Origin of the sequence: Methylobacterium durans (assembly GCF_003173715.1) — a bacterium.
Classification (GTDB): Bacteria; Pseudomonadota; Alphaproteobacteria; order Rhizobiales; family Beijerinckiaceae; genus Methylobacterium; species Methylobacterium durans.
Genome location: NZ_CP029550.1, coordinates 5,349,589 through 5,374,483, shown reverse-complemented (window position 1 = coordinate 5,374,483; position 24,895 = coordinate 5,349,589). Strand labels below are relative to the sequence as shown.

General features: G+C 72.1%; 25 protein-coding genes and 1 pseudogene. 9 read left to right on the top strand and 17 right to left on the bottom strand.

Going from position 1 to position 24,895, the window contains the following annotated elements:
• Positions 1 to 128: 128 nt before the first annotated feature.
• A complete protein-coding gene (gene oxc / locus DK389_RS24755) occupies positions 129 to 1,904 on the bottom strand; it encodes an oxalyl-CoA decarboxylase (RefSeq protein WP_236960347.1) in 1,776 nt (591 codons plus the stop codon).
• Between the two features lie 471 nt (positions 1,905 to 2,375).
• Between oxc and DK389_RS24750 the strand changes: the two genes are divergently transcribed.
• From DK389_RS24750 to DK389_RS32845, 3 genes are all read left to right on the top strand, one after another.
• Entirely contained in the window at positions 2,376 to 3,221 is an 846-nt protein-coding gene (locus tag DK389_RS24750; protein ID WP_109893602.1) for a transglutaminase-like domain-containing protein, read from the top strand.
• 117 nt (positions 3,222 to 3,338) lie between these two features.
• Positions 3,339 to 3,491: a hypothetical protein gene (locus tag DK389_RS32850; protein WP_162560832.1), complete on the top strand. Its 153-nt coding sequence runs from the start codon at positions 3,339 to 3,341 to the stop codon at positions 3,489 to 3,491.
• A 77-nt stretch (positions 3,492 to 3,568) separates the two neighbouring features.
• Positions 3,569 to 3,721 (top strand): hypothetical protein, encoded by a 153-nt coding sequence (locus tag DK389_RS32845; protein WP_162560831.1) that lies wholly within the window; start codon positions 3,569 to 3,571, stop codon positions 3,719 to 3,721.
• Between the two features lie 324 nt (positions 3,722 to 4,045).
• Here DK389_RS32845 and DK389_RS24745 read toward each other — a convergent pair whose 3' ends face one another.
• Positions 4,046 to 4,258, bottom strand: a complete 213-nt coding sequence (locus DK389_RS24745) for a hypothetical protein (RefSeq protein ID WP_109893600.1) — start codon at positions 4,256 to 4,258, stop codon at positions 4,046 to 4,048.
• Between the two features lie 222 nt (positions 4,259 to 4,480).
• Between DK389_RS24745 and DK389_RS24740 the strand changes: the two are divergent.
• Together DK389_RS24740 and DK389_RS24735 are read left to right on the top strand one after the other, a co-directional pair.
• Positions 4,481 to 6,216, top strand: a pseudogene (locus DK389_RS24740) (type I secretion system permease/ATPase).
• Positions 6,217 to 6,242: 26 nt separating this feature from the next.
• Positions 6,243 to 7,595 (top strand): HlyD family type I secretion periplasmic adaptor subunit, encoded by a 1,353-nt coding sequence (locus tag DK389_RS24735; protein WP_109893598.1) that lies wholly within the window; start codon positions 6,243 to 6,245, stop codon positions 7,593 to 7,595.
• Positions 7,596 to 7,605: 10 nt separating this feature from the next.
• Here DK389_RS24735 and DK389_RS24730 read toward each other — a convergent pair whose 3' ends face one another.
• Genes DK389_RS24730 through DK389_RS24715 form a run of 4 tightly spaced genes read right to left on the bottom strand, consistent with a single transcriptional unit; the run spans position 7,606 to position 11,488 of the window.
• Complete coding sequence (locus DK389_RS24730; protein ID WP_109893596.1) at positions 7,606 to 8,796, bottom strand: adenylate/guanylate cyclase domain-containing protein; 1,191 nt, start codon at positions 8,794 to 8,796, stop codon at positions 7,606 to 7,608.
• A gap of 15 nt (positions 8,797 to 8,811) precedes the next feature.
• Positions 8,812 to 9,183: a response regulator gene (locus tag DK389_RS24725; RefSeq protein WP_109893594.1), complete on the bottom strand. Its 372-nt coding sequence runs from the start codon at positions 9,181 to 9,183 to the stop codon at positions 8,812 to 8,814.
• Positions 9,180 to 9,980: a sensor histidine kinase gene (locus tag DK389_RS24720; protein ID WP_109893592.1), complete on the bottom strand. Its 801-nt coding sequence runs from the start codon at positions 9,978 to 9,980 to the stop codon at positions 9,180 to 9,182. The genes DK389_RS24725 and DK389_RS24720 overlap by 4 nt, the downstream gene beginning before the upstream one ends.
• Entirely contained in the window at positions 9,980 to 11,488 is a 1,509-nt protein-coding gene (locus DK389_RS24715; RefSeq protein ID WP_162560830.1) for a PDC sensor domain-containing protein, read from the bottom strand. The genes DK389_RS24720 and DK389_RS24715 overlap by 1 nt, the downstream gene beginning before the upstream one ends.
• A gap of 206 nt (positions 11,489 to 11,694) precedes the next feature.
• Here DK389_RS24715 and DK389_RS24710 point away from each other — a divergent pair, with 206 nt between their 5' ends.
• Positions 11,695 to 12,390 carry a Crp/Fnr family transcriptional regulator gene (locus tag DK389_RS24710; RefSeq protein WP_109893588.1) on the top strand — a complete coding sequence of 232 codons (696 nt, stop codon included), beginning with the start codon at positions 11,695 to 11,697 and terminating at the stop codon, positions 12,388 to 12,390.
• Between the two features lie 19 nt (positions 12,391 to 12,409).
• Here the strand turns inward: DK389_RS24710 and DK389_RS24705 are convergent, their stop codons facing one another.
• Positions 12,410 to 14,302, bottom strand: a complete 1,893-nt coding sequence (locus DK389_RS24705) for an SUMF1/EgtB/PvdO family nonheme iron enzyme (protein WP_109893586.1) — start codon at positions 14,300 to 14,302, stop codon at positions 12,410 to 12,412.
• Positions 14,303 to 14,610: 308 nt separating this feature from the next.
• On the opposite strand from DK389_RS24705, the gene DK389_RS24700 reads away from it, so the two are divergent.
• The gene (locus tag DK389_RS24700; protein WP_236960346.1) at positions 14,611 to 15,474 is read left to right on the top strand and encodes a DUF4399 domain-containing protein; all 864 of its coding nucleotides are present in this window, start codon (positions 14,611 to 14,613) and stop codon (positions 15,472 to 15,474) included.
• An 8-nt stretch (positions 15,475 to 15,482) separates the two neighbouring features.
• Here the strand turns inward: DK389_RS24700 and DK389_RS32840 are convergent, their stop codons facing one another.
• The gene (locus DK389_RS32840) at positions 15,483 to 15,656 is read right to left on the bottom strand and encodes a hypothetical protein (protein WP_162560829.1); all 174 of its coding nucleotides are present in this window, start codon (positions 15,654 to 15,656) and stop codon (positions 15,483 to 15,485) included.
• Between the two features lie 210 nt (positions 15,657 to 15,866).
• Here DK389_RS32840 and DK389_RS24695 point away from each other — a divergent pair, with 210 nt between their 5' ends.
• Positions 15,867 to 16,892, top strand: a complete 1,026-nt coding sequence (locus DK389_RS24695; protein WP_236960345.1) for a M23 family metallopeptidase — start codon at positions 15,867 to 15,869, stop codon at positions 16,890 to 16,892.
• Positions 16,893 to 16,916: 24 nt separating this feature from the next.
• Here DK389_RS24695 and DK389_RS24690 read toward each other — a convergent pair whose 3' ends face one another.
• Positions 16,917 to 17,687 carry a sensor histidine kinase gene (locus DK389_RS24690; protein WP_109893584.1) on the bottom strand — a complete coding sequence of 257 codons (771 nt, stop codon included), beginning with the start codon at positions 17,685 to 17,687 and terminating at the stop codon, positions 16,917 to 16,919.
• 107 nt (positions 17,688 to 17,794) lie between these two features.
• Between DK389_RS24690 and DK389_RS24685 the strand changes: the two genes are divergently transcribed.
• Positions 17,795 to 18,142, top strand: a complete 348-nt coding sequence (locus DK389_RS24685; RefSeq protein ID WP_236960344.1) for a response regulator — start codon at positions 17,795 to 17,797, stop codon at positions 18,140 to 18,142.
• A gap of 80 nt (positions 18,143 to 18,222) precedes the next feature.
• Here the strand turns inward: DK389_RS24685 and DK389_RS24680 are convergent, their stop codons facing one another.
• The 8 genes from DK389_RS24680 to DK389_RS24645 form a co-directional block, all read right to left on the bottom strand.
• Positions 18,223 to 19,137 carry a DUF3108 domain-containing protein gene (locus DK389_RS24680; protein ID WP_236960343.1) on the bottom strand — a complete coding sequence of 305 codons (915 nt, stop codon included), beginning with the start codon at positions 19,135 to 19,137 and terminating at the stop codon, positions 18,223 to 18,225.
• A 91-nt stretch (positions 19,138 to 19,228) separates the two neighbouring features.
• Positions 19,229 to 19,531: a cytochrome C oxidase subunit IV family protein gene (locus tag DK389_RS24675; protein WP_109893580.1), complete on the bottom strand. Its 303-nt coding sequence runs from the start codon at positions 19,529 to 19,531 to the stop codon at positions 19,229 to 19,231.
• Positions 19,528 to 20,193: a cytochrome c oxidase subunit 3 gene (locus tag DK389_RS24670; RefSeq protein ID WP_109893578.1), complete on the bottom strand. Its 666-nt coding sequence runs from the start codon at positions 20,191 to 20,193 to the stop codon at positions 19,528 to 19,530. Before DK389_RS24670 ends, DK389_RS24675 begins: the two co-directional genes overlap by 4 nt.
• Positions 20,190 to 21,887, bottom strand: coding sequence for a cytochrome c oxidase subunit I (gene ctaD / locus DK389_RS24665; protein WP_109893576.1), 1,698 nt, complete (start codon positions 21,885 to 21,887; stop codon positions 20,190 to 20,192). The genes DK389_RS24670 and ctaD overlap by 4 nt, the downstream gene beginning before the upstream one ends.
• 37 nt (positions 21,888 to 21,924) lie before the next feature.
• A complete protein-coding gene (gene coxB, locus DK389_RS24660) occupies positions 21,925 to 22,992 on the bottom strand; it encodes a cytochrome c oxidase subunit II (RefSeq protein WP_109893574.1) in 1,068 nt (355 codons plus the stop codon).
• Positions 22,992 to 23,474: a hypothetical protein gene (locus DK389_RS24655; protein ID WP_109893572.1), complete on the bottom strand. Its 483-nt coding sequence runs from the start codon at positions 23,472 to 23,474 to the stop codon at positions 22,992 to 22,994. The genes coxB and DK389_RS24655 overlap by 1 nt, the downstream gene beginning before the upstream one ends.
• Positions 23,467 to 24,429: a hypothetical protein gene (locus tag DK389_RS24650; RefSeq protein WP_109893570.1), complete on the bottom strand. Its 963-nt coding sequence runs from the start codon at positions 24,427 to 24,429 to the stop codon at positions 23,467 to 23,469. The genes DK389_RS24655 and DK389_RS24650 overlap by 8 nt, the downstream gene beginning before the upstream one ends.
• Positions 24,426 to 24,887: a c-type cytochrome gene (locus tag DK389_RS24645; protein ID WP_236961046.1), complete on the bottom strand. Its 462-nt coding sequence runs from the start codon at positions 24,885 to 24,887 to the stop codon at positions 24,426 to 24,428. Before DK389_RS24645 ends, DK389_RS24650 begins: the two co-directional genes overlap by 4 nt.
• Between the last annotated feature and the right edge of the window lie 8 nt (positions 24,888 to 24,895).

The following is a 24,895-nucleotide window of genomic DNA, read 5'->3' as shown; positions in this document are numbered from 1 at the left end:
TTGCTGACGGGGCGATCCGTTGACGGCCTCCGGGTACGGATGCGCAAAGGGCTGCGGCGGGCTCGTCCAAGCCCGCCGCAGCCCCTGCATCCTGCCGGATCGCCGGCGACGTGGTGTCGAGGAAGCGCTTACTTCTTCTTCTTCACCGTGCTCTGCGGGTTGAGGCTGCCGATGTTGCCGCTCTCGGTGCCCGCGTGCGGATCGATCACCGCGTTGATCAGGGTCGGCTTGCCCGAATCCATCGCCTCGTTGACGGCTCGGGCGAGCTCGTCCGGCGTCGTGGCGTTGACGCCGATGCCGCCGAAGGCCTCCATCATCTTGTCGTAGCGGGAATCCTTCACGAACACCGTCGTGCCGGGATCGCGGCCGGTCGGGTCGGTGTCGGTGCCGCGATAGATGCCGTTGTTGTTGAAGATCACGACGCAGACCGGGAGGTCGTACCGGCAGATCGTCTCGACCTCCATGCCCGAGAAGCCGAAGGCGCTGTCACCCTCGACCGCCAGAACGGGCTTGCCCGTCTCGACGGCGGCGGCGATGGCGAAGCCCATGCCGATGCCCATCACGCCCCAGGTGCCGACATCCAGGCGCTTGCGCGGCTGATACATGTCGATGACGCTGCGGGCGAGGTCGAGGGTGTTGGCGCCCTCGTTGACGAGGATCGCGTCGGGGCGCTCCTTGATGATGGTGCGCAGAACCCCCAGCGCCCCGTGGAAGTCCATCGGCGCCGAGTTCTTGAGGAGCTTGGCGGACATCTTGGAGAGGTTCGCGTCCTTGCGGGACTTGATGGCGTCCGTCCACTCGGCCGGCGGGGCCTTCCAATCCTGGCCCATGCCGTCGAGCAGCGCCGAGACGCAGGAGCCGATATCGCCGACGAGCGGGGCGACGATCTCGACGTTCGAGTCCATCTCCTTCGGCTCGATGTCGATCTGGATGAACTTCTTCGAGCCCGGCTCGCCCCAGGTCTTGCCCTTGCCGTGCGACAGGAGCCAGTTGAGGCGGGCGCCGACCAGCACGACCACGTCGGCATCCTTGAGCACCATGGAGCGGGCGGCGCCGGCCGACTGCTCGTGCGTGTCGGGCAGGAGGCCCTTGGCCATGCTCATCGGCACGTAGGGAATGCCGCTCCGCTCGACGAGGGCGCGGACCTCCTCGTCGGCCTGCGCGTAGGCCGCGCCCTTGCCGAGGACGATGAGGGGGCGCTTGGCGCTCTTGAGCACGTCGAGGGCGCGCTTGACGGCCGCCGGGGCGGGAAGCTGGGCGGGGGCCGGGTCGATCACCTTGACGAGGGACTTCGCGCCGGCCTCGGCGTCCATCACCTGCGAGAAGAGCTTGGCCGGCAGGTCGAGGTAGACGCCGCCCGGGCGGCCCGAGACCGCGGCGCGGATGGCGCGGGCGACCGCGATGCCGATATCGGCGGCGTGGAGCACGCGGAAGGCCGCCTTGCAGAGGGGCTTGGCGATGGCGAGCTGGTCCATCTCCTCGTAGTCGCCCTGCTGCAGGTCGACGATCTCACGCTCGGACGAGCCCGAGATGAGGATCATCGGGAAGCAGTTGGTGGTGGCGTTGGCGAGCGCCGTCAGACCGTTGAGGAAGCCCGGCGCCGAGACGGTGAGGCAGATGCCCGGCTTCTTGGTGAGGAAGCCCGCGATGGCGGCGGCGTTGCCCGCATTCTGCTCGTGACGGAACGAGATCACGCGCATGCCCTCGGCCTGCGCGAGGCGGCCGAGATCGGTGATCGGGATGCCCGGCACGCCGTAAATCGTGTCGATGCCGTTGAGCTTCAGCGCGTCGATGACGAGGTGGAAGCCATCGGTCTGCTCGGGGCCCGTATCCTCGACCGTCGCCACGCTGTTGGCGGAGAACTCCGATTCGATCGTCGTCGGGTCCGTCGTGTTCCTGTCCATGCCGCTTCCTCCGAATTGCTTGGTTTTGATCTGCGCTCGGGATGCGGATGGTGCCCGTGACGGAGCCACCCGCATGCGTGTCGCCGAACGTGACTGAGACGTCCGGCCCTCGATCCCGGGACCGGCCGGCCGTGCCGGGAAGCCGCCCCAGTCTCGGGTCAATCGTGCCTGTGCCAGGCGTTCTGAGTCGGGTTCTTGTTGTTGCTTATCGCGATGATGCTGGCATACCAAATACCAAAATCGCTGTCAAACATCCGGTGCGCCCCCGCGGCCGGAAATCGGGCCGGGCTCCGCGGATCGCCCGCCGGGCACGGGGGCTCTGACACGGCGTCTCGGACACGGGGTCTCGGACGCGCGGGCGGATTGCCCGCAATTCGGGCAGCCGGATCCAACATCTGAGCAGTAAGGCCGGGAACGTTCGGGTGTTCCAATGTTTAGGGGAATTAACATGATCTGAGAAAAGCAACGGTTATGCGCATCCGCACCGGCTACACCATCGCCTTCGACACGTTCGGCCCGACGCCGATGCTCCTCCTGCTCAACGTTCGGCCGGAGCGCCGCCGGGACCTCGTCACGCCGGAGCGGATCACCTTCGACCCGCCCGTCGAGGCGCGCCAGCACCTTGACGAGTTCGGCAACGTGCGCACGCGCATCCTGGCGCCGGGCGGCCGCATCACGATGGCGGCGGATTTCCTGATCGAGGATGACGGCCTGCCGGATGCCGTCGCCGCCGACGCGCGGCAGATCCCGGTGCAGGACCTGTCCGACGACGTGCTGATCTACCTGCTCGGCTCCCGCTACTGCGACACCGACAAGCTGACCGAGACCGCGTGGTCGCTGTTCGGCACCGCGCCGGAGGGCTGGGCCCGGGTCCAGGCCATCGTCGACTACGCGCATGCCCGCATCCGCTTCGACTACCAGCAGGCGGACGCGACCCGCTCGGCGCATGACGGGCACAGGCAGCAGGTCGGCGTCTGCCGCGACTTCGCGCATCTGGCGATCACGCTCTGCCGCTGCATGAACATCCCGGCGCGCTACGCCACGGGGTATCTCGGCGACATCGGGGTGCCTCCGGTGCCGGACCCGATGGATTTCTCGGCCTGGTTCGAGGTCCATCTGCAGGGGCCGGAGGGCCCGCGCTGGTACACGTTCGACGCGCGCCACAACACCCCGCGCATCGGCCGCGTCGTGATGGCCTACGGGCGCGACGCCACGGATTGCGCCATCACGACGAGCTTCGGGGCGGCCCCGCTCGCGACGTTCGAGGTCCACACCGACGAGGTCGACGGGGACTTCATCCTCGGCCGCGCCGCCTGAACCCCGTCCGCGGCGGCTTCAGCGCCGCCTCCGAACCAGCGAATTCGCGGTCGCGTGCCCGGCGTGCTCCGGCTCCCCGACGACCCGCGATGCGATCACCGACGCGCCCGAGGTTCGTTGATCGCGATCATCACCCGGGACGCGGCGGGCGCCGGGACGGACGGGCCGCCCCGCATCCACCAATCCTTCGCCGTCAACACCCGGCGCCGCACCTCGGACGGGCTGGACGGCCCTTGCCGGAACTCTCCCGCTGCGGCGTGGCGCCGCTGACGGCGTTCCGGGCGTGAGCCCGATCACGGTTCCCGGAGGCCGACAGGGGGATGATCGCTCCACTCGGAGCGCGTCCCATGTCACGCCGCATCCTCAGCCTGATCGCCCTTCTCCTCGTCACCGACGCGATCGTCGTGCACGGGCGCGGCCCCCGGCCGTCCCAGATCGTCGCCCCCGACGCCGGCGAGACCGCCCGCCTCGGCCGGCAATACGTCCTGCCCCGGATCTGAAACGCGGCTCGGACAGGCCGGCCGACGACCCGGCCGTGGGGCGGGGAGCCGCGCGCGAGCCGCCCGCCGTGCCGTCTTGGAGAAGGGGGGAGCATCCGAGCCCGGCCGTCGCGCGAGGTTTCGCGCGGCCAGGGGCGGCGGACGGGCGTGAGCGGCGCCTCTCCCGGCATTCCGGGTGATCGCGCCCCGCGCGATCGAGCCGCTTCCCGAGCCGCTTCCAAAGACGTCCCGCGGTGCAGGAGATCTCGTACCGGATGAGGCTTTCGTCGTCCGCGATTCGCGCGGTCCGTGAGGATCGGGGGCCCTTTGAGCCGGCGCCGTCCCTCAATTCAGGTAGGTCTGGATCCAGGTCGGCGAGAGCAGCTCGCCTTCGTCGGTGACGATCCAGGGCTCGACCCCCGGAGCGGACAGGGTCTCGGCGGCGGCGGCGATCGCGTCGCGGAGGCTGCCGAAGCGCTTCCGGCGGGACGCCGCCGGGGCCGGCACGACGTGCCAGATCTGCAGGTCGGCGGGGCGTTCGAGGGCTTCGAGTTCCATGGGGGCCTCCTGCTGCTGTGGTCCCAGTATCGCGCCGGCCCCGCGCCGCGACTGTGATCCGCCTCACGCAGGGCCGCCGCCCGCCCCGGCCGACCCGAGCGTGATCCGCGTCACGGAAGGCGGCGCCGGGAGGTCTACGAAGGACGTCAGCCCCCGACGGACCGGAGCCGCACCCGCCGCACCGTCCCGCCGGCCCCCATCCCGCTCCAGGGAGCGTCCGCGATGAAGCCCCTCTCCCCCGATCTCTCCGCCGCGCTCACGGGCTGCCGCCCGGCGCTGGTCAGCCTCGCCATCGTCAGCGGCCTCGTGAACGTGCTCTACCTGACGGGCTCGTTCTTCATGCTGGAGGTCTACGACCGGGTCATCCCGAGCCGGTCCGTGCCGTCGCTGATCGCGCTGCTCCTGCTGGCGCTGATCCTCTACGCCTTCCAGGGGGCGCTCGAATCGCTGCGCGGGCGGATGCTGACCCGGATCAGCGCGGTCATCGACGAGGCGCTGAGCCCGCGGGTCTTCCAGTACGTCGTGCGCTCGCCCCTCAGCGGCGCCCCGTCCGGCGAGAGCTTCCTGCCCCTGCGCGACCTCGACCAGGTGCGCGGCTTCCTGTCGAGCCCGGGGCCGACCGCCCTGTGCGACCTCCCCTTCATGCCGCTCTACTTCGCGGTCTGCTTCCTGTTCCACCCGCTGGTCGGCCTCGCCCTGGCGGCGGGCTCGGTCCTCCTCATCCTCATCAACGTGACGACCGACCGGCTGACCCGCGGCCCCTCGAAGGCGGCGAGCGAGCACGCCCGGGGCCGCAACCTCGTCGTCGATGCCGGCTGCCGCAACGCCGACGTCCTCGTGGCGATGGGCATGCAGGGCCACTTCACCACCCGCTGGGAGGAGGCGAACCAGAACTACATCCTGTCCCAGCAGCGGGTGACGGACGTGGCGGGCCTGTTCAGCGCCGCCTCCAAGGTCACCCGCATGGCCCTGCAATCCTGCGTGCTGGCGCTCGGCGCCTGGCTCGTCATCAACGGCGAGGGCTCGCCCGGCATCATCATCGCGTCCTCGATCCTGCTGGGCCGCGCGCTCGCCCCCCTCGACTCGATGATCGCGAGCTGGAAGGGCGTCGTCGCGACCCATCAGGCCTGGGGCCGGCTGACCGCGCTCCTCGCCAACGTGCCCCAGGAGCGCCGCAGCGCCGTGCTCGGCGCGCCCGGCCGGGAGCTCAAGGCGGACGCGGTGTGCGTGGCCCCCCGGGCAGCAACCGGCTCACGGTGAAGGACGTCAGCTTCACCCTCAAGGCGGGCCAGGCGGTCGGGGTGATCGGGCCGAGCGGCTCGGGCAAGTCGACGCTCTCCCGCGCGCTCGTCGGCGTCCTCCCGGCCGCGCGCGGCGCCGTGCGCCTCGACGGCACCCCGATCAGCCAGTGGACGAGCACCGATCTCGGCCACCACATCGGCTACCTGCCGCAGGACGTGGCGCTGTTTGCCGGCACCATCGCCCAGAACATCGCCCGCTTCGCCCCGGACGCGCGCGGCGCCGACATCGTGGCGGCCGCCCGCGAGGCCGGCATCCACGAGCTCGTGACGAACCTACCCGAGGGCTACGAGACCGTGCTCGGCGAGGGCGGCCTCGGCCTCTCCGGCGGCCAGCGCCAGCGCATCGGGCTCGCCCGCGCGCTCTATGGCGCCCCCTTCCTCGTCGTCCTCGACGAGCCGAACGCGAATCTCGACGGCGAGGGCGAGGCCGCTCTCACCCGGGCGATCCGCAGCGTGCGCGAGCGGGGCGGGATCGTGGTCGTGGTGGCGCACCGCGCCAGCGCGCTCGCCGCGATCGACCTGCTCATCGCCATGGAGGACGGCCGCGCCGTCGCCTTCGGGCCGAAGGAGGCCGTGCTGCGCCACACCGGCCACCTCCCGAAGGCCCCCACCCCCGCCAACGAGACCACCCCCCGCCCGGCCCGGGCCTCGGCCTGAACCCCGATCCCGCAGGAGAGCGACCGATGCCCACCACCCTGACCCTCGCCGGCTCCGCCCGCACCTCCGCCCGGCCCGCCGCCGACGCCGCCCGCGCCGCGATCCGCCGCCAGGTCCGCGCCGCCGCCTTCCTCGTCACGGCCCTCGTCGGCGGCGTGGGCGGCTGGGCCTGCCTCACCGTGATCGGCGGCGCCGTCATCACCTCGGGCCAGCTCGTCGTCGACAGCGACGTCAAGAAGGTGCAGCACCCGGTCGGCGGCATCGTCGGCGAGCTGCGGGTGCGGGAGGGCGACCGCGTCAAGGCGGGCGACATCCTGATCCGCCTCGACGAGACGCAGGCCCGCTCCAGCCTCGACATCGTCCTGCGGGCCCTCGACGGGCTCGCCGCCCGCCGCGCCCGCGAGGAGGCCGAGCGCGACGGCGACATGGCGATCAGCTTCACGGCCGACCTTCAGGCGCGGGTCGCCTCCGACCCGGCGGTGGCGACCCTCATCGACAGCGAGACGCGCCTGTTCCTCGCCCGCGCGAAGGCGCGCAACGGCCAGAAGAGCCAGCTGCGCGAGCGCCTCGCGCAGCTCGGCGAGGAGATCGGCGGCCTCACCGAGCAGATCAACGCCAAGACCAAGGAGATCGCCGCGGTCACGATGGAGCTGAAGGGCATCCGCGAGCTCTGGCAGAAGAACCTCGTCCAGATCTCGCGCCTGACGAACCTGGAGCGGGAGGCGGCGCGCCTCGAGGGCGACCGCGGCAAGCTGCTCGCCTCGGTGGCGCAGGCGCGCGGCAAGGGCAACGAGGTCGAGCTGCAGATCCTGCAGATCGACCAAGACATGCGCAACGAGGTCTCGAAGGACCTCACCGAGATCCGCGCCAAGTGGTCCGAGTACGAGGAGAAGCAGACGGCGGCCCTCGATCTCCTGCGCCGCACGGACCTCCGGGCGCCGCAGGACGGCATCGTCCACCAGATGACGGTGCACACGGTGGGCGGCCTCGTCACGCCGAGCGAGCCCGCCATGCTGATCGTGCCGGAGGCCGACGAACTCACCGTCGAGGTCAAGATCCAGCCGAAGGACATCGACAACGTGCGCATCGGCCAGCCGGCGCGCCTGCGCTTCTCGGCGCTCAACCAGTACACGACGCCGGAGATCGAGGGCAGCGTCAGCCGGCTCGCCGCCGACGTCGCGCAGGATCAGAAGACCGGCCTGTCCTTCTACAAGGCGCGCATCCGGGTCGCGGACGCGCAGCGCAAGCGCCTCGGCGAGGTCCAGCTCATCCCCGGCATGCCCGTGGAGGCCTTCCTCCAGACCGGCGAGCGGACGGTGTTCTCCTACCTGACGAAGCCCTTCGTCGACCACATCTCGAAGGCGTGGCGGGAGAAGTGAGACGGGCGCTTCAGGCGGGATCCTCCCCGCCTCTCTCCCCGGCCCCCTCCTCCGCCCCCGTCTCCGCCCCTGCCAGCCAGCCGATCAGGCCGAACGTCGTCATCGGCCGGTTGAACCCCTTCAGGGGGAGCGGTCCGAGGCGCTCGGTCTCGGCGAACGACTCGGTGAGGGACTGGAGGCGCTGGCTGAGCAGGATCTGCCCGGGGAGCGCCTCGTCGCAGAGGCGCGAGGCGAGGTTGGTGACGCTGCCGAGCGCTCCGTACTCGCGGCGCCCCTCGAAGCCGAACTGCCCGAGGGTGGCGTAGCCCGTGGCGATGCCGATGCCGAAGCCGATCTCGTAGCCGCGCCGCTGCCAGGCCTCCGACAGCCGCCCGAGGGTCTCGCGCAGGTCGAGCGCCATCCGGAGGGCGCGGCGCGGGTGGTCGGGACAGGGAACGGGATCGTTGAAATAGACCATGATCCCGTCGCCCGCGAAATGCTCCAGCGTGCCCTCGTGCCGGACGATGCAGGCGCCGACGACCGACTGGTAGGCGCGCAGCACCTCGAGCGCGTCCTCGGGCGCCGCCGTATCCGTGAAGGCCGTGAAGCCGCGCAGGTCGCAGAACACCACCGTGATCTCGCGCCGGTGGGTCTCCAGCAGCGTTCCCTCGCTGCCCGAGGCGGCGACGAGGTCGGCGATCTGCGGGGAGAGGAAGCGGCGCAGGCGCCCGATCCGCTCGATCTCCGCCACCTGCTCGGCGATGCGCGTCTCGAGATCCGCGTTGCTGCGGGCGAGCGCCGCCCGCTGCGCCTCAAGTTCCTCGGCCTGGCGCCGCACGGTATCGGTGAGGGCCTTCAGGCGCAGCATCGCGCGCACCCGTGCCATCAGGGCGGCATGCTCGTAGGGCTTGGCGAGGTAGTCGTCGCCCCCCGCATCGAGCCCCGCCACCACGTCCCGGGTCTCGGCGCGGGCGGTCAGCAGGATGACGGGGACGAAGCGCAGCCCCGGATCCTCCTTGAGGATGCGCAGGACGTCGATGCCGCTCAGCTTCGGCATCATCACGTCGAGGAGGATCAGGTCCGGCGCCGTCTCGCGGGCGCGGGCGAGGCCGGCCTCGCCGTCCTCCGCGGTGACGACCTCGTAGCCCGCAGCCTCCAGGCGGATCCGCAGGATCTCCAGATTCTCCGGCGCGTCGTCGACGGCGAGGATGCGGGCGCTCACGGGCTCTCCCCGGGGTCACGCATCCTGCAGGATCTCGCGGACGAGCGCGAGGATCTTGCGCGGGCTGAAGGGCTTGGCGACGTAGCCGTCGCAGCCGGCATCGAGCGCCTTCCCCTCGTCGCCGGACAGCGCGTAGGAGGTCACCGCCACCACCGGGATGTGGCGCGTCGTCGGGTCGGCCTTGAGCCGGCGCGTCGCCTCGTAGCCGTCGAGCACGGGCAGCTGGATGTCCATCAGGACGAGGTCGGGCCGCTCGCGGAGGGCGAGCGCCACGCCGCTGCCGCCGTCCGTCGCCTCCAGAAGGTCGTAGCCGGCCACCGTGAGGAGGTCGCGCAGGATCCGGCGGTTGTCCTCGGTGTCCTCGACGATGAGGATGCGCTTCGTCATGCGGCCTGCTTCTCCTCGCTGGCGCGGACCGGCAGGTGGACCCGGAACACGGCGCCGCTGCCGGGCTCCGACTCGACCTCGATGCGCCCGCCGTGCAGCAGGACGAGCTTGCGGGCGATCGACAGGCCGAGGCCGGTGCCGCCCTGCTTGCGCGTGCTGGAACTGTCGATCTGCTGGAACTCGTCGAAGATGCGGCCCTGGTCGGCGGCGGCGATGCCGGGACCGGTATCGGTGACGGAGACCGTGAACCACCCGCCCGCGGCGGTGGCGGCGACGCGCACCGCGCCCGATTCGGTGAACTTGATGGCGTTGCCGACGAGATTCATCAGGACCTGGGTCAGGCGCCGCTCGTCGCCCTGGCCGACGGGCAGCCCCTCCGCCACCTCGGTGGTCAGGGCGAGGTCCTTGGCCTGCGCGAGGGAGGCGGCGGCCGCGACCACCTGCTCGATCATCGCCGGCATCGAGTATTCCTGGATGCTGAGGGTGAGCGATCCGGCCTCGATCTTGGTGAAGTCGAGGACGTCGTTGATCAGGCTGAGGAGGTGGCGGCCGTTGATCTGGATGCGCTCCAGGGCGTCGAGCGCCTTGTCGCTCAAGGGGCCGTAGAGCCCGTCGACGAGGAGTTCCGAGTAGCCCAGAACGGCGTTGAGCGGCGTGCGCAGCTCGTGGCTCATGTTGGCGAAGAAATGCGTCTTGTGCCGGTCGGCCGCCGCGAGCTCGCGGTTCTTGGCGTCGACCTCCTGGAACAGCCGGGCGTTGCGGATCGCGAGCGCGGCCTGATGGGCGAAGCTCTGCATCACGTCCGGCGAGGCCGGCGCTCCTGGCTCCGCCCGCAGGGCGAGGACGAGACCGAGGGGCCCCTCGGCGTCCGAGAGCGGCAGGACGAGGCCGGAGGAGAGCCCCGCTTCGAGGGCCGCCGCGCGGCCCGGGAACCACGCGGCCTCGGCGAGGTCGGGAAGGGGAGCGCGCCGCGGGGGGCGTCCGCGCGCGGCAGGGAGGCCGGCGCGATCTCGGCGATCGCGTCCCGTCCCGCCTCCGGAAAGCCCTGCGCGGCGGCGAGCGTGTTGCGCCCGCTCCCCGCCTCGCGCAGGTAGACGAGGGCCGCCCGCGCCCCCGTCAGCGCGGCGGCGCGGGCGGCGATGGCGGCCGTCACGGCGTCGAGTTCCAGAGAGCCGACGATCGCCCGGCCGGTCTCCTCCAGAGCGCGCAGCTCGCTCACCGAGCGCGCGAGGTCGCGGGTGCGCTTCTCGATCTCGACCTCGAGCCGCCCGTAGGAGCCGGACAGCTCGTCCGCCATGCGGTTGAAGCTGTCGGCGAGCGCCTCGAATTCGTCGCCGGTCCGGATCGCGATGCGGTGATCGAAGCGGTTGGCGGCGAGATGCTCGGCGCCCGCGTGGAGCGCCCGGATCGGGACGACCATGCGGCGGGCGAGGACGAGGCTCGCGCAGATCGCCACGACGAGACCGAAGGCGAACAGCCAGGCGAGGCGGATCAGGAGCTCGCGGATCGGCGCGAGCGCCTCGGGCAGGGGCTGCTCCACCGCGAGGGAGGCGGGCAGCGCCGCGACGGGCCTGAGGGTGCGCAGGACGGCGCGGCCGTCGGGGCTGCGGCCGAACCCGCCGGCCTCCGCCCCGACCGCGTCCGCCCGCGGGACCTCCGCCCCGACCGCGACGGGGCTCGCCGCGGTGCGCCCGAGGACGCGGCCCTCCGTGTCGACGAGATAGGCGTAGCTGCCGCTGCCGGGCGTGCCGGCGGGCAGGGCGTCCGCCAGCGGCTCCAGGCCGACCTCGGCGACGGTGACGGCCTGCTCGGGCCAGGCATGGGCGACGACGAGGGCGGCGAGCGACCGGCCGTCCCGGAATTCCGGCTTGGCGAAGCCGGGCCGCGTCGGGAAGGGCTCGCCGGCCGCCACGCTGCCGGGCCGGCCCGAGCGGACCTGCACGTGGCCCGCGGCATCGACGAAGGTGAGCGCCAGGACGCCCGGCGCCTGCTGCAGCAGGAGTTCGTAATCGTCCCGATGCTGTTCGAGCGTGATGGCGCTCGCCCGCGTGACCCAGCTCACCTGCCGCTCGATCTCGCCGAGCGCCGCCTCGACCGCCTTCTCCGCCTCCTGCGCGTAGTCCCCCTGCGCGCGCGCCACGGCCCGCACCGTCTCGCGGTAGAGGATCCAGGTCTCGACCCCGGCATTGATCGAGAGCACCAGGGCGACGAGGCTGACGAGCGTCAGCACGTACTTGCGGAACAGGCTGCGATGCCAGGGCAGACGGTCGGGGAATCTCGCCGAGAGGCGGGCGCGCAGGCTCATGCGCCGGCCCCGTCGGAGCGCCGCGGCGGGCCGGGTGCGCGCGCGCCTGTCATCGCCTCCTCCGCCCGATGCCGGCCCTCGCGCCGGCCCGCGACTGTCGGCTCGGGCGGTCCTTGCAAAAAATAACATTCGTGAAGGAGGGGCGGGCAACCTATTCCTAGGCTCGGCCGCGGGGGATCGTTCGGATTCCCGCGGGGCGAACCGCCATGAGCAAGGGTGCGGATTTCGGGGTCCTGCTCCGCCTCAACCCGCTCTTCGCGGATCTCGGGCCCGAGATCGCCGCCACGCTCGCCGCCATGAGCACCACGCGCTCGCTGCGGGCGGGCGACGTGCTGTTCCGCGAGCACGATCCGGGCGACGCGCTCTACGGCATCCGCCGGGGCGAGGTGCGGATCGAGACCGGCACCGCGTCCGGCAAGCGGATCGTGCTCAACACCCTCGGCTCCGGCGACGTGTTCGGCGAGATCGCGCTCCTCGACGGGCGGCCGCGCACGGCGGACGCCGTCGCGGTCGAGCCGACCGACCTCTTCGTCCTGCGCCGGGCCGACCTCCTCGCCTATCTCGGCCGCGAGCCCGGCATCGCGATCAAGCTGATCGAGCTGCTCTGCGCCCGGGTCCGCTACATCGCGGGCCAGATGAACGAGATGACGGTGCTGCCGCTCTCGACCCGGCTCGCCCGCCGCCTGACCGTGCTGGCGGCCGATTTCGGCAGCGAGATCCAGATCTCGCAGGAGCAGCTCGGCGCCTACGTGGGCAGCACCCGCGAGAGCGTGAACCGCCAGCTCCAGGCGTGGCGCCGGGCCGGTCATCTCGACCTGCGGCGCGGCCGCATCATGCTGCGCGACAAGGCGGCGCTCTCGCGCGAGGCCGCCCTCCTCGACGGGGACGAGGAGGGCTGGTGAGGGAGGCGGCCCGCCGCGCTCACGGCAGGGCGCGCACCACGCGGAAGCCGTTCGCGTAGTAGCGGACATCCGCGTCGTAGCGGAACCGGGCGCTCGGCTTCACGTAGGCCGCGGAGCTGTCGAAGGAGCCGCCGCGCAGCACCCGCTGGCCGCAGGCGCCGCGCGTCAACGCGGTGCCGTCGGCGTGGGCGCCCCGGTAATCGTCGCTCCAGCAATCCTCGACCCACTCGGCCGCGTTGCCGGCCATGTCGAACAGGCCGAACCCGTTCGGCGCGAAGCGGGCCGCGTCGAGAATCTGCTCGTCCTGGCCGGAGCGGCACTCGCGGCAATTCGCCTTGCCGGCGCCGACCTGGGCGCCCCAGGCATAGGCCGTGCGGGCATTGCCGCGGGCGGCATATTCCCACTCCGCCTCGCTCGGCAGGCGGTAGCCCTGGCGCGTCTTGCCCGAGAGCCAGCCGACGTAATCCTTGGCGTCGTACCAGCTCACGTTCGTGATCGGCCGGGCGCCGGATCCCCCGGGCGGCGGCCGGTACTTGCAGGCGCCGCTGTCGACGCACTGGTTCCACTGATCGACCGTGATCTCGGTCGCCGACATCGCGAAGGGCTTGGCGATCGTGACCTTGTGCACCGGCCGGTCGAAGGGCGTGGAGGCGGAGCCCATCTCGAAGCTGCCCGCCGGCACCACGACCATCTCGGGGCAATCGCTGCAATCCCGCAGCGTCTCGCCCCGCTGCGGGGCGGGCTTTCCGGGCGCGGCGGGCGGCGAGATCGCCGCCGTCGCCTGGACCGGTGCCGCCGCAGGGGTCGCCGCCGCCGCAGGGGTCGCCGCCGGCGCGGGGGTCGCCGCGGGCGCGGTGGGCGGCGTGGGGGCCGGCACCGGGGCGGCGACGGGCGGCGGCGCGACGGCCGGAGCGGGTTGGGGCGCGGGCGCTGGCGGCGCGGCGGCCGGGGGCGTGTTCAGGGCCGTCGTCCGGGCCCTCGGCGGCACCCGCGCGGGCGCGAGGTCCGGCTCCGGCGCGCGGGGTGCGGCGGCGGCCGCGCTCGGCTTGGCGACGTGGAACTCCTCGATCAGCGAGGAGGACACCCAGGGCACCTGCTCCGTGTTCGAGGCGCGCGACACGCCCATCCGCGTGTGGGCGAAGGCCTCCTCCGCGCTGAGGTTCGGGGTGCGGAGCTCCTTCACGAGCTCGCCCATGAACAGGCTCGGCTCGGCCGTCGGCTCGCGCACGAGCTTGCCCGGCGGGGCGGCGAGCAGGACGAGGGTGCCCTCCGGCGCGTCAACGGGGGCGAGGCCCGCCCAGGACGCGCGGAAGCGCCGCTCGTAAGGGTTCTCCCGGGCCGCGTCGACGACGGCGATCTTCACCCGCGCCCCGCGGCGGTTCATCTCGGCCAGCACCCCGTCGAGGCTGATCCCGTCCTTGCGCACCTCCGTCTCGGACCAGATCTGCGCGTTGACGGGCAGGAGGTAGGTCTGCCGGCTCACCTGGATGCCGTAGCCGCCGAAATAGAGGAAGGCGGCCGAGCCGGCGTTGATCTTGGCGTAGAAGCCGTCGAGCACCGCCTGCATGTCCTCGCGGGTGACGTTCTCCCGCAGGTCCACGTCGAATTCGTGCCGCCGCAACTCGTCGGCCAGGAGGCGCGCGTCCCGGCTCACCGCCGCGAGCGGCGCCTTCGCGTCGGGATAGCGCGCGTTCGCGATGAGGAGCGCGAAGCGGCGGCCCGCTCCGATCGTCGCCTGAGCGAAGGCCGGTGCCGCCAGCAGCGGGAAGAGGATGGCGGCGAGGCACGCGAGGAGAAGGGCGCTCCGGCCGATCGGGCGGGGCGAGACCGGGGGTCGGCCCTCGCCCGAGGGCTCCCGGCGCGTCACGGGCCCGTGCCGAAGGCGTCTGTCGCGGAAGAGTAAATCGCGCATCGGCGGCAATCCAAAACCGTCAGCTTGACCGTTCTCGACTACTGTTCGGTATAGCACGCGAGTGCCGGGGCAAACCGTAGCCGTTGCAAATCATTGTGGCATGTATTCTCTTGGTCATTGACCGCACACTGCATCTTTCGGGCTAGCGAATCACCTTTTTAGGGGCGTCCTAGCTCGTTTTTGCGGGTCGGCGGCAGGCACGAGATCGTGCGCCTATTCGGCTGCGGAGACGCGATGCCTGACGGGAGGGCGACGATGGGCAGCGCAACGGCCTGGAAACGCCGGATTCGGACCTGCCGAACCTGGACTTGGCGGATCGGCGCGATCCTGGCGCTGACGCAGGCGGCGGGCGCGCAAGCGCCCCAGGGCGATCGGAAGGGGGCCCGACGCCCTCCGCGCCGGGCGCCGCCGTCTACTTCATCGACATCAAGGACGGCAGCATCCTGCCCCGCAAGCCGATGATCCGATTCGGCCTGCGCAACATGGGCGTCGCGCCGGCGGGCTCGGAGCGCATGAATGCGGGCCACCACCACATCCTCGTCGACGTGCCGACGCCGCCCCTCGACCGGCCGATCCCGAACGATTTCAACCACCTGCATTTCGGCGCGGGCCAGACCGAGGCGGAGATCGAGCTGACGCCGGGCGAGCACACGCTGCAACTCCTGCTCGCCGACAAGGACCACATCCCGCACAGCCCGCCCGTCCTCTCGGACGTGGTGAAGGTGCGGGTCGCCGAGGCGCCGGCCGCCGGTGCGGAGGCGGCTGCGCCGGCCGCGCGCCATTCCTCGCCGCCCGGCGCGCGGGTCTACTTCGTGCAGCCACGTAACGGCGCCGTCGTCCCCCGCAAGGTGACGATCCGCTTCGGCCTCGTCGGGATGGGCGTCGCCCCGGCCGGGTTCGACAAAGCCAATACCGGCCATCACCACCTGCTGATCGACGCGCCCCTGCGCTCCCCCAACGAGCGCATCCCGAACGACTTCAACCACCTGCATTTCGGCCTCGGCCAGACCGAGGCGCAGGTGACGCTGCCGCTCGGCACCCACACCCTGCAATTGGTCCTGGCCGACGCCGACCACGTTCCGCACGTGCCGCCCGTGGTCTCCGAGACGATCAAGGTCCTCGTGACCCGCAACGGGCGCCGGCCGCGGGTCGCGCGCCACCGCGACCGCTGAGGGCGCCGTCAGAACGCGTCGTAGGGATCGGAGGCGGGAAGCCGCGACCGCACCGTCATCTCGCGGATGTCGATGTTGGCGGTGGCCTTGACCGGCACGCGTGCCGGCGCGGCGAGCATGCCCGCGCGCACGATGGCCATCGTCGCGAACAGCGCGACGGCGACGACGAGAAGCTTCAGCATGGCAGTATCCTGAGTTTCGTGACCTTCCCGGCTCGGGCCGCGAAGAGAAATCCGTGCTCGGATCTCACGAAACCGGTATTCTGCTTGATGATGGCGAACCGTGATCGAGATCACATTCCGAGATTTCTTGCGGATGCATGAGATCTGCTTTGCTGTTTCCGGTCGGCCGCGATCGCGTGCGCCGCGCGGAAGGCCCGCGGGAGACGACCCTTGCGCAACGCCCTCACCGTCCCCCTTCTCACCCTTCTCCCGGCCCTCATGCTCGCGCCCACGCCCGCGTGGCCGGAGGGGTTTCGCCTGCGTCTGCCGCTCGCCTGCGAATTGGGCGTCACCTGCTTCGTCCAGTACTACGTCGACCGCGATCCCGGGTCGGGGGCCCGGGATTACGCCTGCGGCAGCCGCAGCTACGACGGCCATGACGGCACCGATTTCCGTCTGCCGACGCTCGCGCAGGAGGCCGGCCCCGCCGGCACGGTCGTGGCCGCCGCCGCCGGACGGGTGCTGCGCAGCCGCAACGACGCGCCCGACGTCTCCGTGCGGGAGACGGGGATCGAGAAGGTGGCCGGCGTCGAGTGCGGCAACGGTCTCGTGGTGGCCCATGCCGACGGCTACGAGACCCAGTACTGCCATCTCGCCCGCGGCAGCCTGAAGGTTCGCCCCGGCGACGCGGTCTCGGCCGGTCAGCCCCTCGGCCAGGCCGGCCTCTCGGGCGCGAGCGAGTTCCCCCACCTCCACTTCACGCTGCGCCGCGCCGGCCGCACGGTCGATCCCTTCGCGCCGGATGCCGGCGCGGGCGCCTGCGCTCCGGCGGTCGGGCCCGCATCCGACAACCTCTGGGAGCCGGCCCTGCGCGACGGGCTCGCCTACCGGGCTGGCACGGTGCTCAATGCCGGCTTCTCCGGCGGCCCTGTCCGGATGGAGATCGTCGAGAGCGGCACGGTCGACCCGGCCGCCCCGGGCGCGCCCGCCCTCGTCGCCTTCGTGCGCACGATCGGCCTCGATGCGGGCGACGTGCAGAGCCTCGTGCTGAGCGGGCCGGACGGCCGCCCCGTCGCGCAGAGCGCCGAGGCGCCGCTCGCGCGGGCGCGGGCGCAATCCCTGGTCTTCGTCGGGCGCAAGCGGCCGGAGGCGGGGTTCCCGGCCGGGACCTACACGGCGACCTTCCGTGTCACCCGCGCCGGCGCCACGGCGCTGGAGCACCGCTTCAGCACCACGCTGCCCGCATCGAGCCGGTAGGTCCGCGCCGCGGACGTGGTGGCCTCAGGGGCGCGGCGCCGCGCCGACCTGCGGCGTGAGCGGCAGCTCGATCCGGCAGCGCACGCCTCCCCGTTCGAATCTCAGGGCGCATTCGGCCTGCAGCTCGTAGGGCAGCATGCGCTCGAACAGGGTGAGGCCGAACCCCTTGCGCGCCGGCGGCACGGCCGGGGGGCCGCCCCGCTCGGCCCAATCGATGACGAGGCGCGGCTCCGGGCCGGCCTCGAGCCGCCAGGAGACCGCGATGCGGCCCTCCGGCCGCGTCAGCGCCCCGAACTTCACGGTGTTCGTCGCCAGCTCGTGGAAGGCGAGCCCGAGCGTGCCCGCGGCGCGCGGCTGCAGCACGATCTGAGGCCCGGACAGCTGCAGCTGCTCGCCCTCCTTGGCCTGGAAGGAGAGAAGCTCGTCCGAGATGAGGGAGTGGAGATCGAGGCGCAGCCCCGGATCGGCCGCGATCGCGCCCTGCACTCGTCCGAGGGCGCTCAGGCGCCCGTCGAGATGCATCGCGTATTCCTCGACGCTCTCGCTCGTCTCGGCCGAGCGGCGCGCGACCGAGCGCACGACGGCCAGGAGGTTATTGAGCTGGTGCTGGAGATCGGCGCAGCGCCACGCGGCTTCCGTCAGCCGGCGCTCGGCCTCCGCGGCCCTGACGTTCGCCTTGTCCAGGCTGAGACGCAGATGAGCGTCCTCGGACTCCAGCTCTGCCTCCCTGACGATCCGGATCACGCGTACCGGGCGGTCGGCGACCGTTCCCTTGCCGAAGGTCTCGCCGGGCATAGCTACGAGCTTCCGGGCGACATTGCACGCTCTGTTTGCCAGCGTTGCGCGCGTGGGAGAGTTCGATCCCTGCAATCCCCGCTTCGGACGATCTGGCGCATTGCCGCGTGCTCGTTGTGGAGGACGAGTACTTCCTCGCCGACGACGTGGCGCGCATTCTCTCGGCCCGCGGGGCGGAGGTGGTGGGGCCCGTGGGGACGCTATCCGAGGCGGAGGAGCTCGCCCGGTCGCGGCCGCTCGACGCGGCCCTGCTCGACATCAACCTGAAGGGCGAGTTCACCTACCGCGTCGCCGACATCCTGCGGGACCGCAACGTGTCGGTGGTGTTCACGACGGGCTACGGCCCGTGCTTCATCCCGCCGCCCTACGCGCATGTTCCCGTCTGGAAGAAGCACACCGAGGTCCGCGACCTCGTCGCGCTCCTGCGGGCGGCCTGCCCGATGGCCCGGGCCTGAGCGGCGCCGGGACGCGGCGTGCCGAGGCGGCCGGCGTTGATGGCCGTCCGCGATGATCTCGGGGCGCGGGCCCGCGGGTCCTACCGGGCGCTCGGCAGGCTCACGCGGACATTCGCCCGCCCGGCCTCCGCCGCGGGCGGCGATCCGGGGGCCGCCTCGCTTCCCCAGCCCGTCGCCTCGATCCGGACCTCGCCCCAGCCGGTGGCGACGCCGATCGAGAGCGGCAGCAGCAGCGCGCCGCCGGGCACCGGCGCGAGGCGCACCCGCATCGCGTCGTTCTCGGCCATGCGACGGACCGTCGGCCCGTTCGACCGGTGCCCCGCGATCGGCACCCAGCGCACCCGGCAATCGAGGGCGGGACCGCGATAGGGGCCCTCGCTCACCGTCGCCAGCGCGCCGCGAGAGAGGACGAGATCGGCCCGGGTGGCGCCGTCGAAGACCGGGATCCGCCGCTCGCAGAGGCTGGGATCGAGGGGCGCGGCGCCGACCGGCAGGGCGAGCGCGCTCAGGGGATCGACGATGCCGGCCCTGTCCCTCGGGGCGAGGGGAACGCGGTCGGGCCGGGGCGTCGGCTCCGGCTCCAGGGTCAGGCTGCGCACGCTGCCCCGGTCGAGACGCATCGCGACGCGGATCGGCTTGCCGGCGTAGCGGCTCTCGACGTCGAACCGGGCCGGGACGGCGCCGGCGGGACCGAGATGCCCCGACGCCTTCGCCGTTCCCGCGCCGTCGACGAAGAACCCGACGAGTCCCTGCAGGGAGGCCGACAGGTCGAGGCCGTAGCGGCCGCCCGGAGAGCCCTGCTCCAGGGTGAGGCTCGCCCGGCCGACCGGCAGGCCGATGAAGCGCAGGCTGTAGGCGGCGGTGAAGCGCTGCGGAGCGGGCTCGGCGCGGGCATGGCCAGGCCCCGCGGCGAGCGCAAGCCCCGCGGCGAGCGCAAGCCCCGCGGCGAGCGCAAGCACGGCCATGGGGCCGGCGCGGAGGGCGGGTGCCCTCATCGGGAGGCAAGGCTCCCCGTGTCGTTCGATGGCATGGTCCCCGGCACCTCCGCCTGCGCGCCCTCGGTGCCGATCGTAGCACGACGGCGCCTCAGGCGTTGGCCAGCCGGCTCAGCACGTCCGCGAGGCAGAGCGCGAACAGAATCGCGAGCCAGAACAGGCCGGTGGCCGCAGTGAGGCGCACCAGCGGGCTCGCCTCGTCGAGGCGCATGAACAGCACGGCGACGAGGCCCGCCTGCACGGCGGCGAGCCCGAGATTGGCCGCACTCGCGAGGGCGCCGAGGGGTGCGTAGGCGGCGAGCACGGTGAGCGCGAGGAGCGCCATCAGGCCGGCCCAGACGATGAGCGGGCGGACCCAGATCCGGGCCGCCGCGGGATCGGGCCGCCCATTCATCCCGACCGCCCCGGCAGGTAGAGCAGGGGAAACAGGACGATCCACACGATGTCGACGAGGCCCCAGTAGAGCAGGCCCACCTCGACCTGCGGGTTGCCGGGCAGGAAATCGGGGTCGCGCCATCCCTTCCAGATCAGCCGGCCGACGAGGCCGACGCCGATCGAGAGGTGGATGGCGTGGATTCCGGTGGCGAACCAGTAGAAGGCGAAGAAGAGCTGCGCGGCCGGCTCCCGCAAGGGGAAGGCGTCGCCCGGGACGAGGTGCCTGCCGAGATCCTCCCGGTATTCGAGCCCCTTCACGGCCAGGAAGGCGAGGCCGAGCGCCGCCGTGGCGGAGAGGCACCACAGGCTCGTGCGCCGCAGGGCGGCGTGCTCGGCGCTCTTCGAGGCGACCGCGGCGCAGAGGGCGCTCGTCAGCAGGATCGCGCTGTTGAGGGTGCCGTAAACGATGTTGGTTTCCCGCGCGGCCGCCGCGAAGGCGGCTGCGTGCTCCAGGCGCATCACGGTGTAGGCGAGGACGATCGCGCCGAAGAACAGCACCTCGCTCGCGAGGAAGATCCAGATGCCGAAGGTCGCCACCGCGCGCTGGCGGGCGAGCGCGCGCTCCTCGGGCAGGCCGAGCCCGTCCCAGGGCTCGCGCAGGAGCTTCCCGACCGCGCTCACGTCAGCGACCCCTGCGCCGGGACGCGGGGGCGGTCCTTGATCGGAGGCGCGCCCTCCGGGTGGTAATTGTAGGGCATGGCCAGCACCTCGGGCTTGCCGAGGAAGTTCTCGCGCGGCGGCGGCGAGGTCGTGCGCCATTCGAGCCCCGAGGCGTTCCAGGGGTCGTTGCGGGCGCGCTCCCCGAAGAAGACCGACCAGGTCAGGTAGCCCAGCGGCATCAGGTAGGCGGCGGCGAGCACCGCGGCACCCGCCGAGGAGAGCACGTTCCAGACCTGAAATTCCGGCGGGTAGACGTGATAGCGCCGCGGCATGCCGAGGTAGCCCGCGATGAATTGCGGGAAGAAGGTCAGGTTGAAGCCGAAGAACATCAGGATGGCGGAAAACTTCGCCCAGGTCTCCGGATACATCCGCCCCGTCACCTTCGGCCACCAGAAGTGCAGGCCGGCGAAGTAGGCCGACACCGAGGCGCCGACCATGATGTAGTGGAAATGCGCGACGACGAAGTAGGTGTCCTGCACGTGCACGTCGATCGGGATCGAGGCGAGGAACAGGCCCGTCAGGCCGCCGACCGTGAACAGCCCGACGAAGCCGAGGGCGTAGAGCATCGGCGACTCGAAGCCGATCTGGCCGCGGTAGAGCGTGGCGGTCCAGTTGAACACCTTGATGGCCGAGGGCACCGCCACGATGAAGGACAGGAACGAGAAGACGAGCGCCGCGAAGGGCGACATGCCCGAGGTGAACATGTGGTGGCCCCAGGTGAAGAAGCCGATCACCGAGATCGCCACCAGCGCGTAGACCATGAAGCTGTAGCCGAAGATCCGCCGCCGCGCGAAGCAGGTGATCACCTCCGAGATCACGCCCATGGCGGGCAGGATCATGATGTAGACGGCCGGGTGCGAGTAGAACCAGAACAGGTGCTGGAACAGGATCGGGTCGCCGCCCCGCGCGGGATCGAAGATCGGCAGGCCGAACACGCGCTCGGCGAGGACGAGGAGCAGCGTCACCGCGAGGACGGGTGTCGCGAGCACGAAGATCAGGCTCGTCGTGTACATCGCCCAGACGAAGAGCGGCAGCTTGAACCACGTCATCCCGGGCGCCCGCAGGGTGTGGGTCGTGGCGATGACATTGACGCCCGTGGCGATGGTCGAGAAGCCCGCGACGAAGACGCCGAGCACGCCGAGCGAGACGGCCGTGTTCGAGAACACGGTCGAGTAGGGCACGTAGAAGGTCCAGCCCGTGTCGATGCCCCCCGCCAGCATGGCGGAGGCGGTGAGGATCCCGCCGGCGATGTTGAGGTACCAACTCGCGAGGTTGAGCTTGGGGAAGGCCATGTCCCGCGCGCCGATCATCAGCGGCAGCAGGAAGTTTCCGAGCGTCGTCGGGATCGACGGGATCAGGAAGAACCACACCATCACGACGCCGTGCAGCGTGAAGAGCTTGTTGTAGGTGTCGGCCCCGACGACGTCGGCCTTCGGCGTGAACAGCTCCAGCCGCACGATCGTCGCGGCCGCGCCCCCGATGAAGAAGAACAGCGTGATCGAGATCGCGTAGAGGATCGCGATCCGCTTGTGGTCCGTGGCGGTGAGCCAGGAGCCGAGCGTGTGGCCGGCCGCGAGGTAGCTCTCGGGCAGGCCGAGGGCGAGCTCGCCCCGGTCGGCCAGGGCGGTGGGACTCTCGGCGACGTCTGCGCTCATGCGGGCACGTCCTGGCTCTCGTCCTGTCTCGGGTGGCTCATGGCCGGGTCGCGGGGCCGGCGGGCGTCGGCGTGTCGGTGACGGGTGCGCCCGGCACCAGGGCGGGGCTGCGCGCCTCGGGCCCGCCGGGCACGCGGGAGGAGAGCGGCGGCTCGCCGAGCCGGCGGCTCGATCGCGACCCGGACCCGAGGGCGCGGATATAGGCCGTCAATTCCTGGATCTCGCCGTCGGAGAGGAGGCCGGCATAGCTCGGCATGATCGGCTCGTAGCCCGCCACCACGTCCCGCTTCGGCTGCAGGATCGAGTCGCGGATATAGGCGCCGTCGGCGGTGACGGTGCGGCCGCCCGCCAGCTGCACCGCGCGGCCCCAGAGGCCGGCGAGGTCCGGGGCGTGGACTGCCGAGCCCGGCGCGTGGCAGCCGGCGCAGCCGCGGGCCGTGAAGAGCCGCTCGCCCTGATGCGCGAGGTCGTCTCCCTCGGGCTGCGCCGAGAGCCAGCGCGCGTAATCCTCCGGCTCCATCACGACGATCCGGCCGAGCATGCGGGCGTGGTCGGTGCCGCAATATTCCGTGCAGAGCAGGTGGAAGGTCCCCGTCTTGGTGGCCTTGAACCACGCCTCCGTCTGCTGGCCGGGCAAGGCGTCCCGCTTCAGGCGGAAGGCGGGCACGTAGAAGGCGTGGATCACGTCCTGCGAGGTCAGGATCAGGCGCACCGGCGCGCCGACCGGCACGTGCAGCTCGTTGATCTCGCGGACGCCGTTCGCGCTCTGCGTCTTCCACATCCACTGCTTGGCGACGACGTGGACCTCGATCGCGTCCTTCGGCGCGACGAAGGCCCGGATCTCGGCCGAGGCCGCCCACCAGAAGATGAACACGAAGACGAACAGCGTCGCGGCCGTCCAGCCGATCTCGAACTCGCGGGAGACGAGGTTCGGCAACGCGTCCCGGTTCGCCTTCGAGCCGCGGCGGAAGCGGATCGAGAAGGCGACGACGAGGCCGACGACGAGGAGCACGATGAAGGCCGAGATCGCGGTCAGCCCGAGGAAGATCGCGTCGACGCGCGGCGCCAGCTCGGACGCTTGCTCCGGCATCAGCCCGGCGAGCATCAGCGGCCCCCTCCCCGGTCGGGCGGCGCCGACGCGGCCCGCGCGCCGCCGCGGCTGCCGGGCACGGGCGTCACCTCGGGCTGGACGGGCGCGGCGTAGGCGGCTTGCCCCCTTTCCGCCAGGAGCCGCATCGCCTCGGTGACGGGGATGCGGGCGATGCCCCGCTCCCGGTCGACCCAGCCGTAGCCTTCGAGGCGCGCCCGCTCCTCCGCCAGCATCCGCGCGAGGTCGCGCGCCGGGCTCGCCTGCAGGCGCGGCTCGGGGAAGTCGCGCGGGGCCTGCTGGAGCGGGCCCTTGATCTCGGTCCGGTAGTAGAGGTGGAGGCCGCCGAGCGTCGCCGCCGTGAAGGCGGCGATGCAGGCGCCGGTGATCAGGATCGGGCGGAGGGCGATGGTGTCCGGCGCCTCGGTGCCGGGCGGGGCGTGGCCGACCACGTCGTCGTGCACCCCGGTGTGAAGCTGTCCCCGCGCCGCCTCAGGCATGGTGCGCCCTCCCCGCTTCACGGCGCCGGAGCATTCGCAGGAATACGGCGGAGGCGATGGCCAGGAGGGCGAGGCAGGGCAGGCCGAATGCCGCCGCGAGCCCCGCCCCGGCGCCGTAGGCGGGCAGGACGTACCAGGCGAGGTGCAGCGCGAGCCCGACGAGGACGAGGAGGCCGACGACGCGCAGGGTCGCCGGGCTCCGCCGCACGGCCGAGACCAGCAGCATCGCGAACGGGATCAGCCCGCCCGCCAGGAAGGCTGCGGCGAGCACCGCCCCCCAGGCGCCCTCCCCCCGCTTCATATACCACGCGGCCTTCGGCGGCAGGTCGCCGTACCACGCCACGATGTAGGACATCAGGCCCATGTAGAGGACCCCGAGGAGGGCCGCGAGGACGAGGCCGGCGAGGTCCGAGGCGCCGCGCGCGCCGAGGCCCGGCGGGCTGAGGATCGCCGCCCAGGCCAGGGCCGCGAGGATCTGGTGCAGCGCGATCTCCGACGCGAAGGCGGAGGAATTGAAGCCCGGCTCGACGGAGAGGATCCAGTCGACCGCGACGAGGCTGATCGTCAGCCCGTAGAAGGCGAGGCCGAGGCCGGCCGCGAGCTTGCCGCAGCGGCCGGTCAGGCAGAGGAGCGCGAGCAGCGACCAGCCGGCGAGCGTCACGCCCGCCCGCAGGAGGAACAGGGCCGGGTCGAGGTAGAGCCGCAGCACGTCGGCCTTGGCTGCCCCCTGCCCCGTCGCCCAGGGGTAATCCGCAGGCAGGCCCGCGGCCACGCCGAGGAAGGCGAGGGCCGCGAGGGGCACCAGCGCGGCCGCCGGGCGCAGGGCGGGGGCCAGGGTCTCGCCCCAGCGCCCGCCGGTCACGAGGTGGATCAGGAGGAGCACGAGGCTTCCCACCGGGATCGCGCTCCAGGCGATCCAGGCGAGGAGCCAGCCGCGGGCGAGGGCCTCCGTCACGGCAATTTCTCCACGAGGCCCGGGATCCCGGCGACGCGGGCGCCCTGCGCGAGTTGGAGCGCGCGGATATAGGCGGCGATGGCCCAGCGGTCGCGCGGCTCCACGCGGGCGGCGTAGGGATACATCACGCCGTAGCCTTCGGTGATGACCGTGACGACGTAGCGGGCGGGCGCGGCGCGCAGGCGCTCCTCGTGGAAGGAGGGCGGCGCCGGGAAGCCCCGCCGGACGATCATGCCGTCGCCGTGGCCCGTGTAGCCGTGGCAGGGCGTGCAGATCACCTCGTAGCGCTGCCGGCCCCGCTGCAGCAGGGCGGCATCGACGGCGGGCGGATCGCGAAAGGCCGCTTCCCGGTCGAGGGCGCCGATGGCCACCGCCCCGTCCGGGGGCGTGCGGGCCTCGGCGCCGTCGGGGAAGAGCGCGGCCCGGCCGTAGACCGCGTAGCGCTTCTGCTGGCGCATCGAGAGGT

Excerpts from the sequence above, each read along its gene's own strand:
- oxc (WP_236960347.1), bottom strand. The coding sequence starts at position 1,904 with ATGGACAGGAACACGACGGACCCGACGACGATCGAATCGGAGTTCTCC.
- DK389_RS24750 (WP_109893602.1), top strand. The coding sequence starts at position 2,376 with ATGCGCATCCGCACCGGCTACACCATCGCCTTCGACACGTTCGGCCCG.
- DK389_RS32845 (WP_162560831.1), top strand. The coding sequence starts at position 3,569 with ATGTCACGCCGCATCCTCAGCCTGATCGCCCTTCTCCTCGTCACCGAC.
- DK389_RS24745 (WP_109893600.1), bottom strand. The coding sequence starts at position 4,258 with ATGGAACTCGAAGCCCTCGAACGCCCCGCCGACCTGCAGATCTGGCAC.
- DK389_RS24735 (WP_109893598.1), top strand. The coding sequence starts at position 6,243 with ATGCCCACCACCCTGACCCTCGCCGGCTCCGCCCGCACCTCCGCCCGG.
- DK389_RS24725 (WP_109893594.1), bottom strand. The coding sequence starts at position 9,183 with ATGACGAAGCGCATCCTCATCGTCGAGGACACCGAGGACAACCGCCGG.
- DK389_RS24720 (WP_109893592.1), bottom strand. The coding sequence starts at position 9,980 with ATGCAGAGCTTCGCCCATCAGGCCGCGCTCGCGATCCGCAACGCCCGG.
- DK389_RS24715 (WP_162560830.1), bottom strand. The coding sequence starts at position 11,488 with ATGAGCCTGCGCGCCCGCCTCTCGGCGAGATTCCCCGACCGTCTGCCC.
- DK389_RS24710 (WP_109893588.1), top strand. The coding sequence starts at position 11,695 with ATGAGCAAGGGTGCGGATTTCGGGGTCCTGCTCCGCCTCAACCCGCTC.
- DK389_RS24705 (WP_109893586.1), bottom strand. The coding sequence starts at position 14,302 with ATGCGCGATTTACTCTTCCGCGACAGACGCCTTCGGCACGGGCCCGTG.
- DK389_RS32840 (WP_162560829.1), bottom strand. The coding sequence starts at position 15,656 with ATGCTGAAGCTTCTCGTCGTCGCCGTCGCGCTGTTCGCGACGATGGCC.
- DK389_RS24690 (WP_109893584.1), bottom strand. The coding sequence starts at position 17,687 with ATGCCCGGCGAGACCTTCGGCAAGGGAACGGTCGCCGACCGCCCGGTA.
- DK389_RS24680 (WP_236960343.1), bottom strand. The coding sequence starts at position 19,137 with ATGAGGGCACCCGCCCTCCGCGCCGGCCCCATGGCCGTGCTTGCGCTC.
- DK389_RS24675 (WP_109893580.1), bottom strand. The coding sequence starts at position 19,531 with ATGAATGGGCGGCCCGATCCCGCGGCGGCCCGGATCTGGGTCCGCCCG.
- ctaD (WP_109893576.1), bottom strand. The coding sequence starts at position 21,887 with ATGAGCGCAGACGTCGCCGAGAGTCCCACCGCCCTGGCCGACCGGGGC.
- coxB (WP_109893574.1), bottom strand. The coding sequence starts at position 22,992 with ATGCTCGCCGGGCTGATGCCGGAGCAAGCGTCCGAGCTGGCGCCGCGC.
- DK389_RS24655 (WP_109893572.1), bottom strand. The coding sequence starts at position 23,474 with ATGCCTGAGGCGGCGCGGGGACAGCTTCACACCGGGGTGCACGACGAC.
- DK389_RS24645 (WP_236961046.1), bottom strand. The coding sequence starts at position 24,887 with ATGCGCCAGCAGAAGCGCTACGCGGTCTACGGCCGGGCCGCGCTCTTC.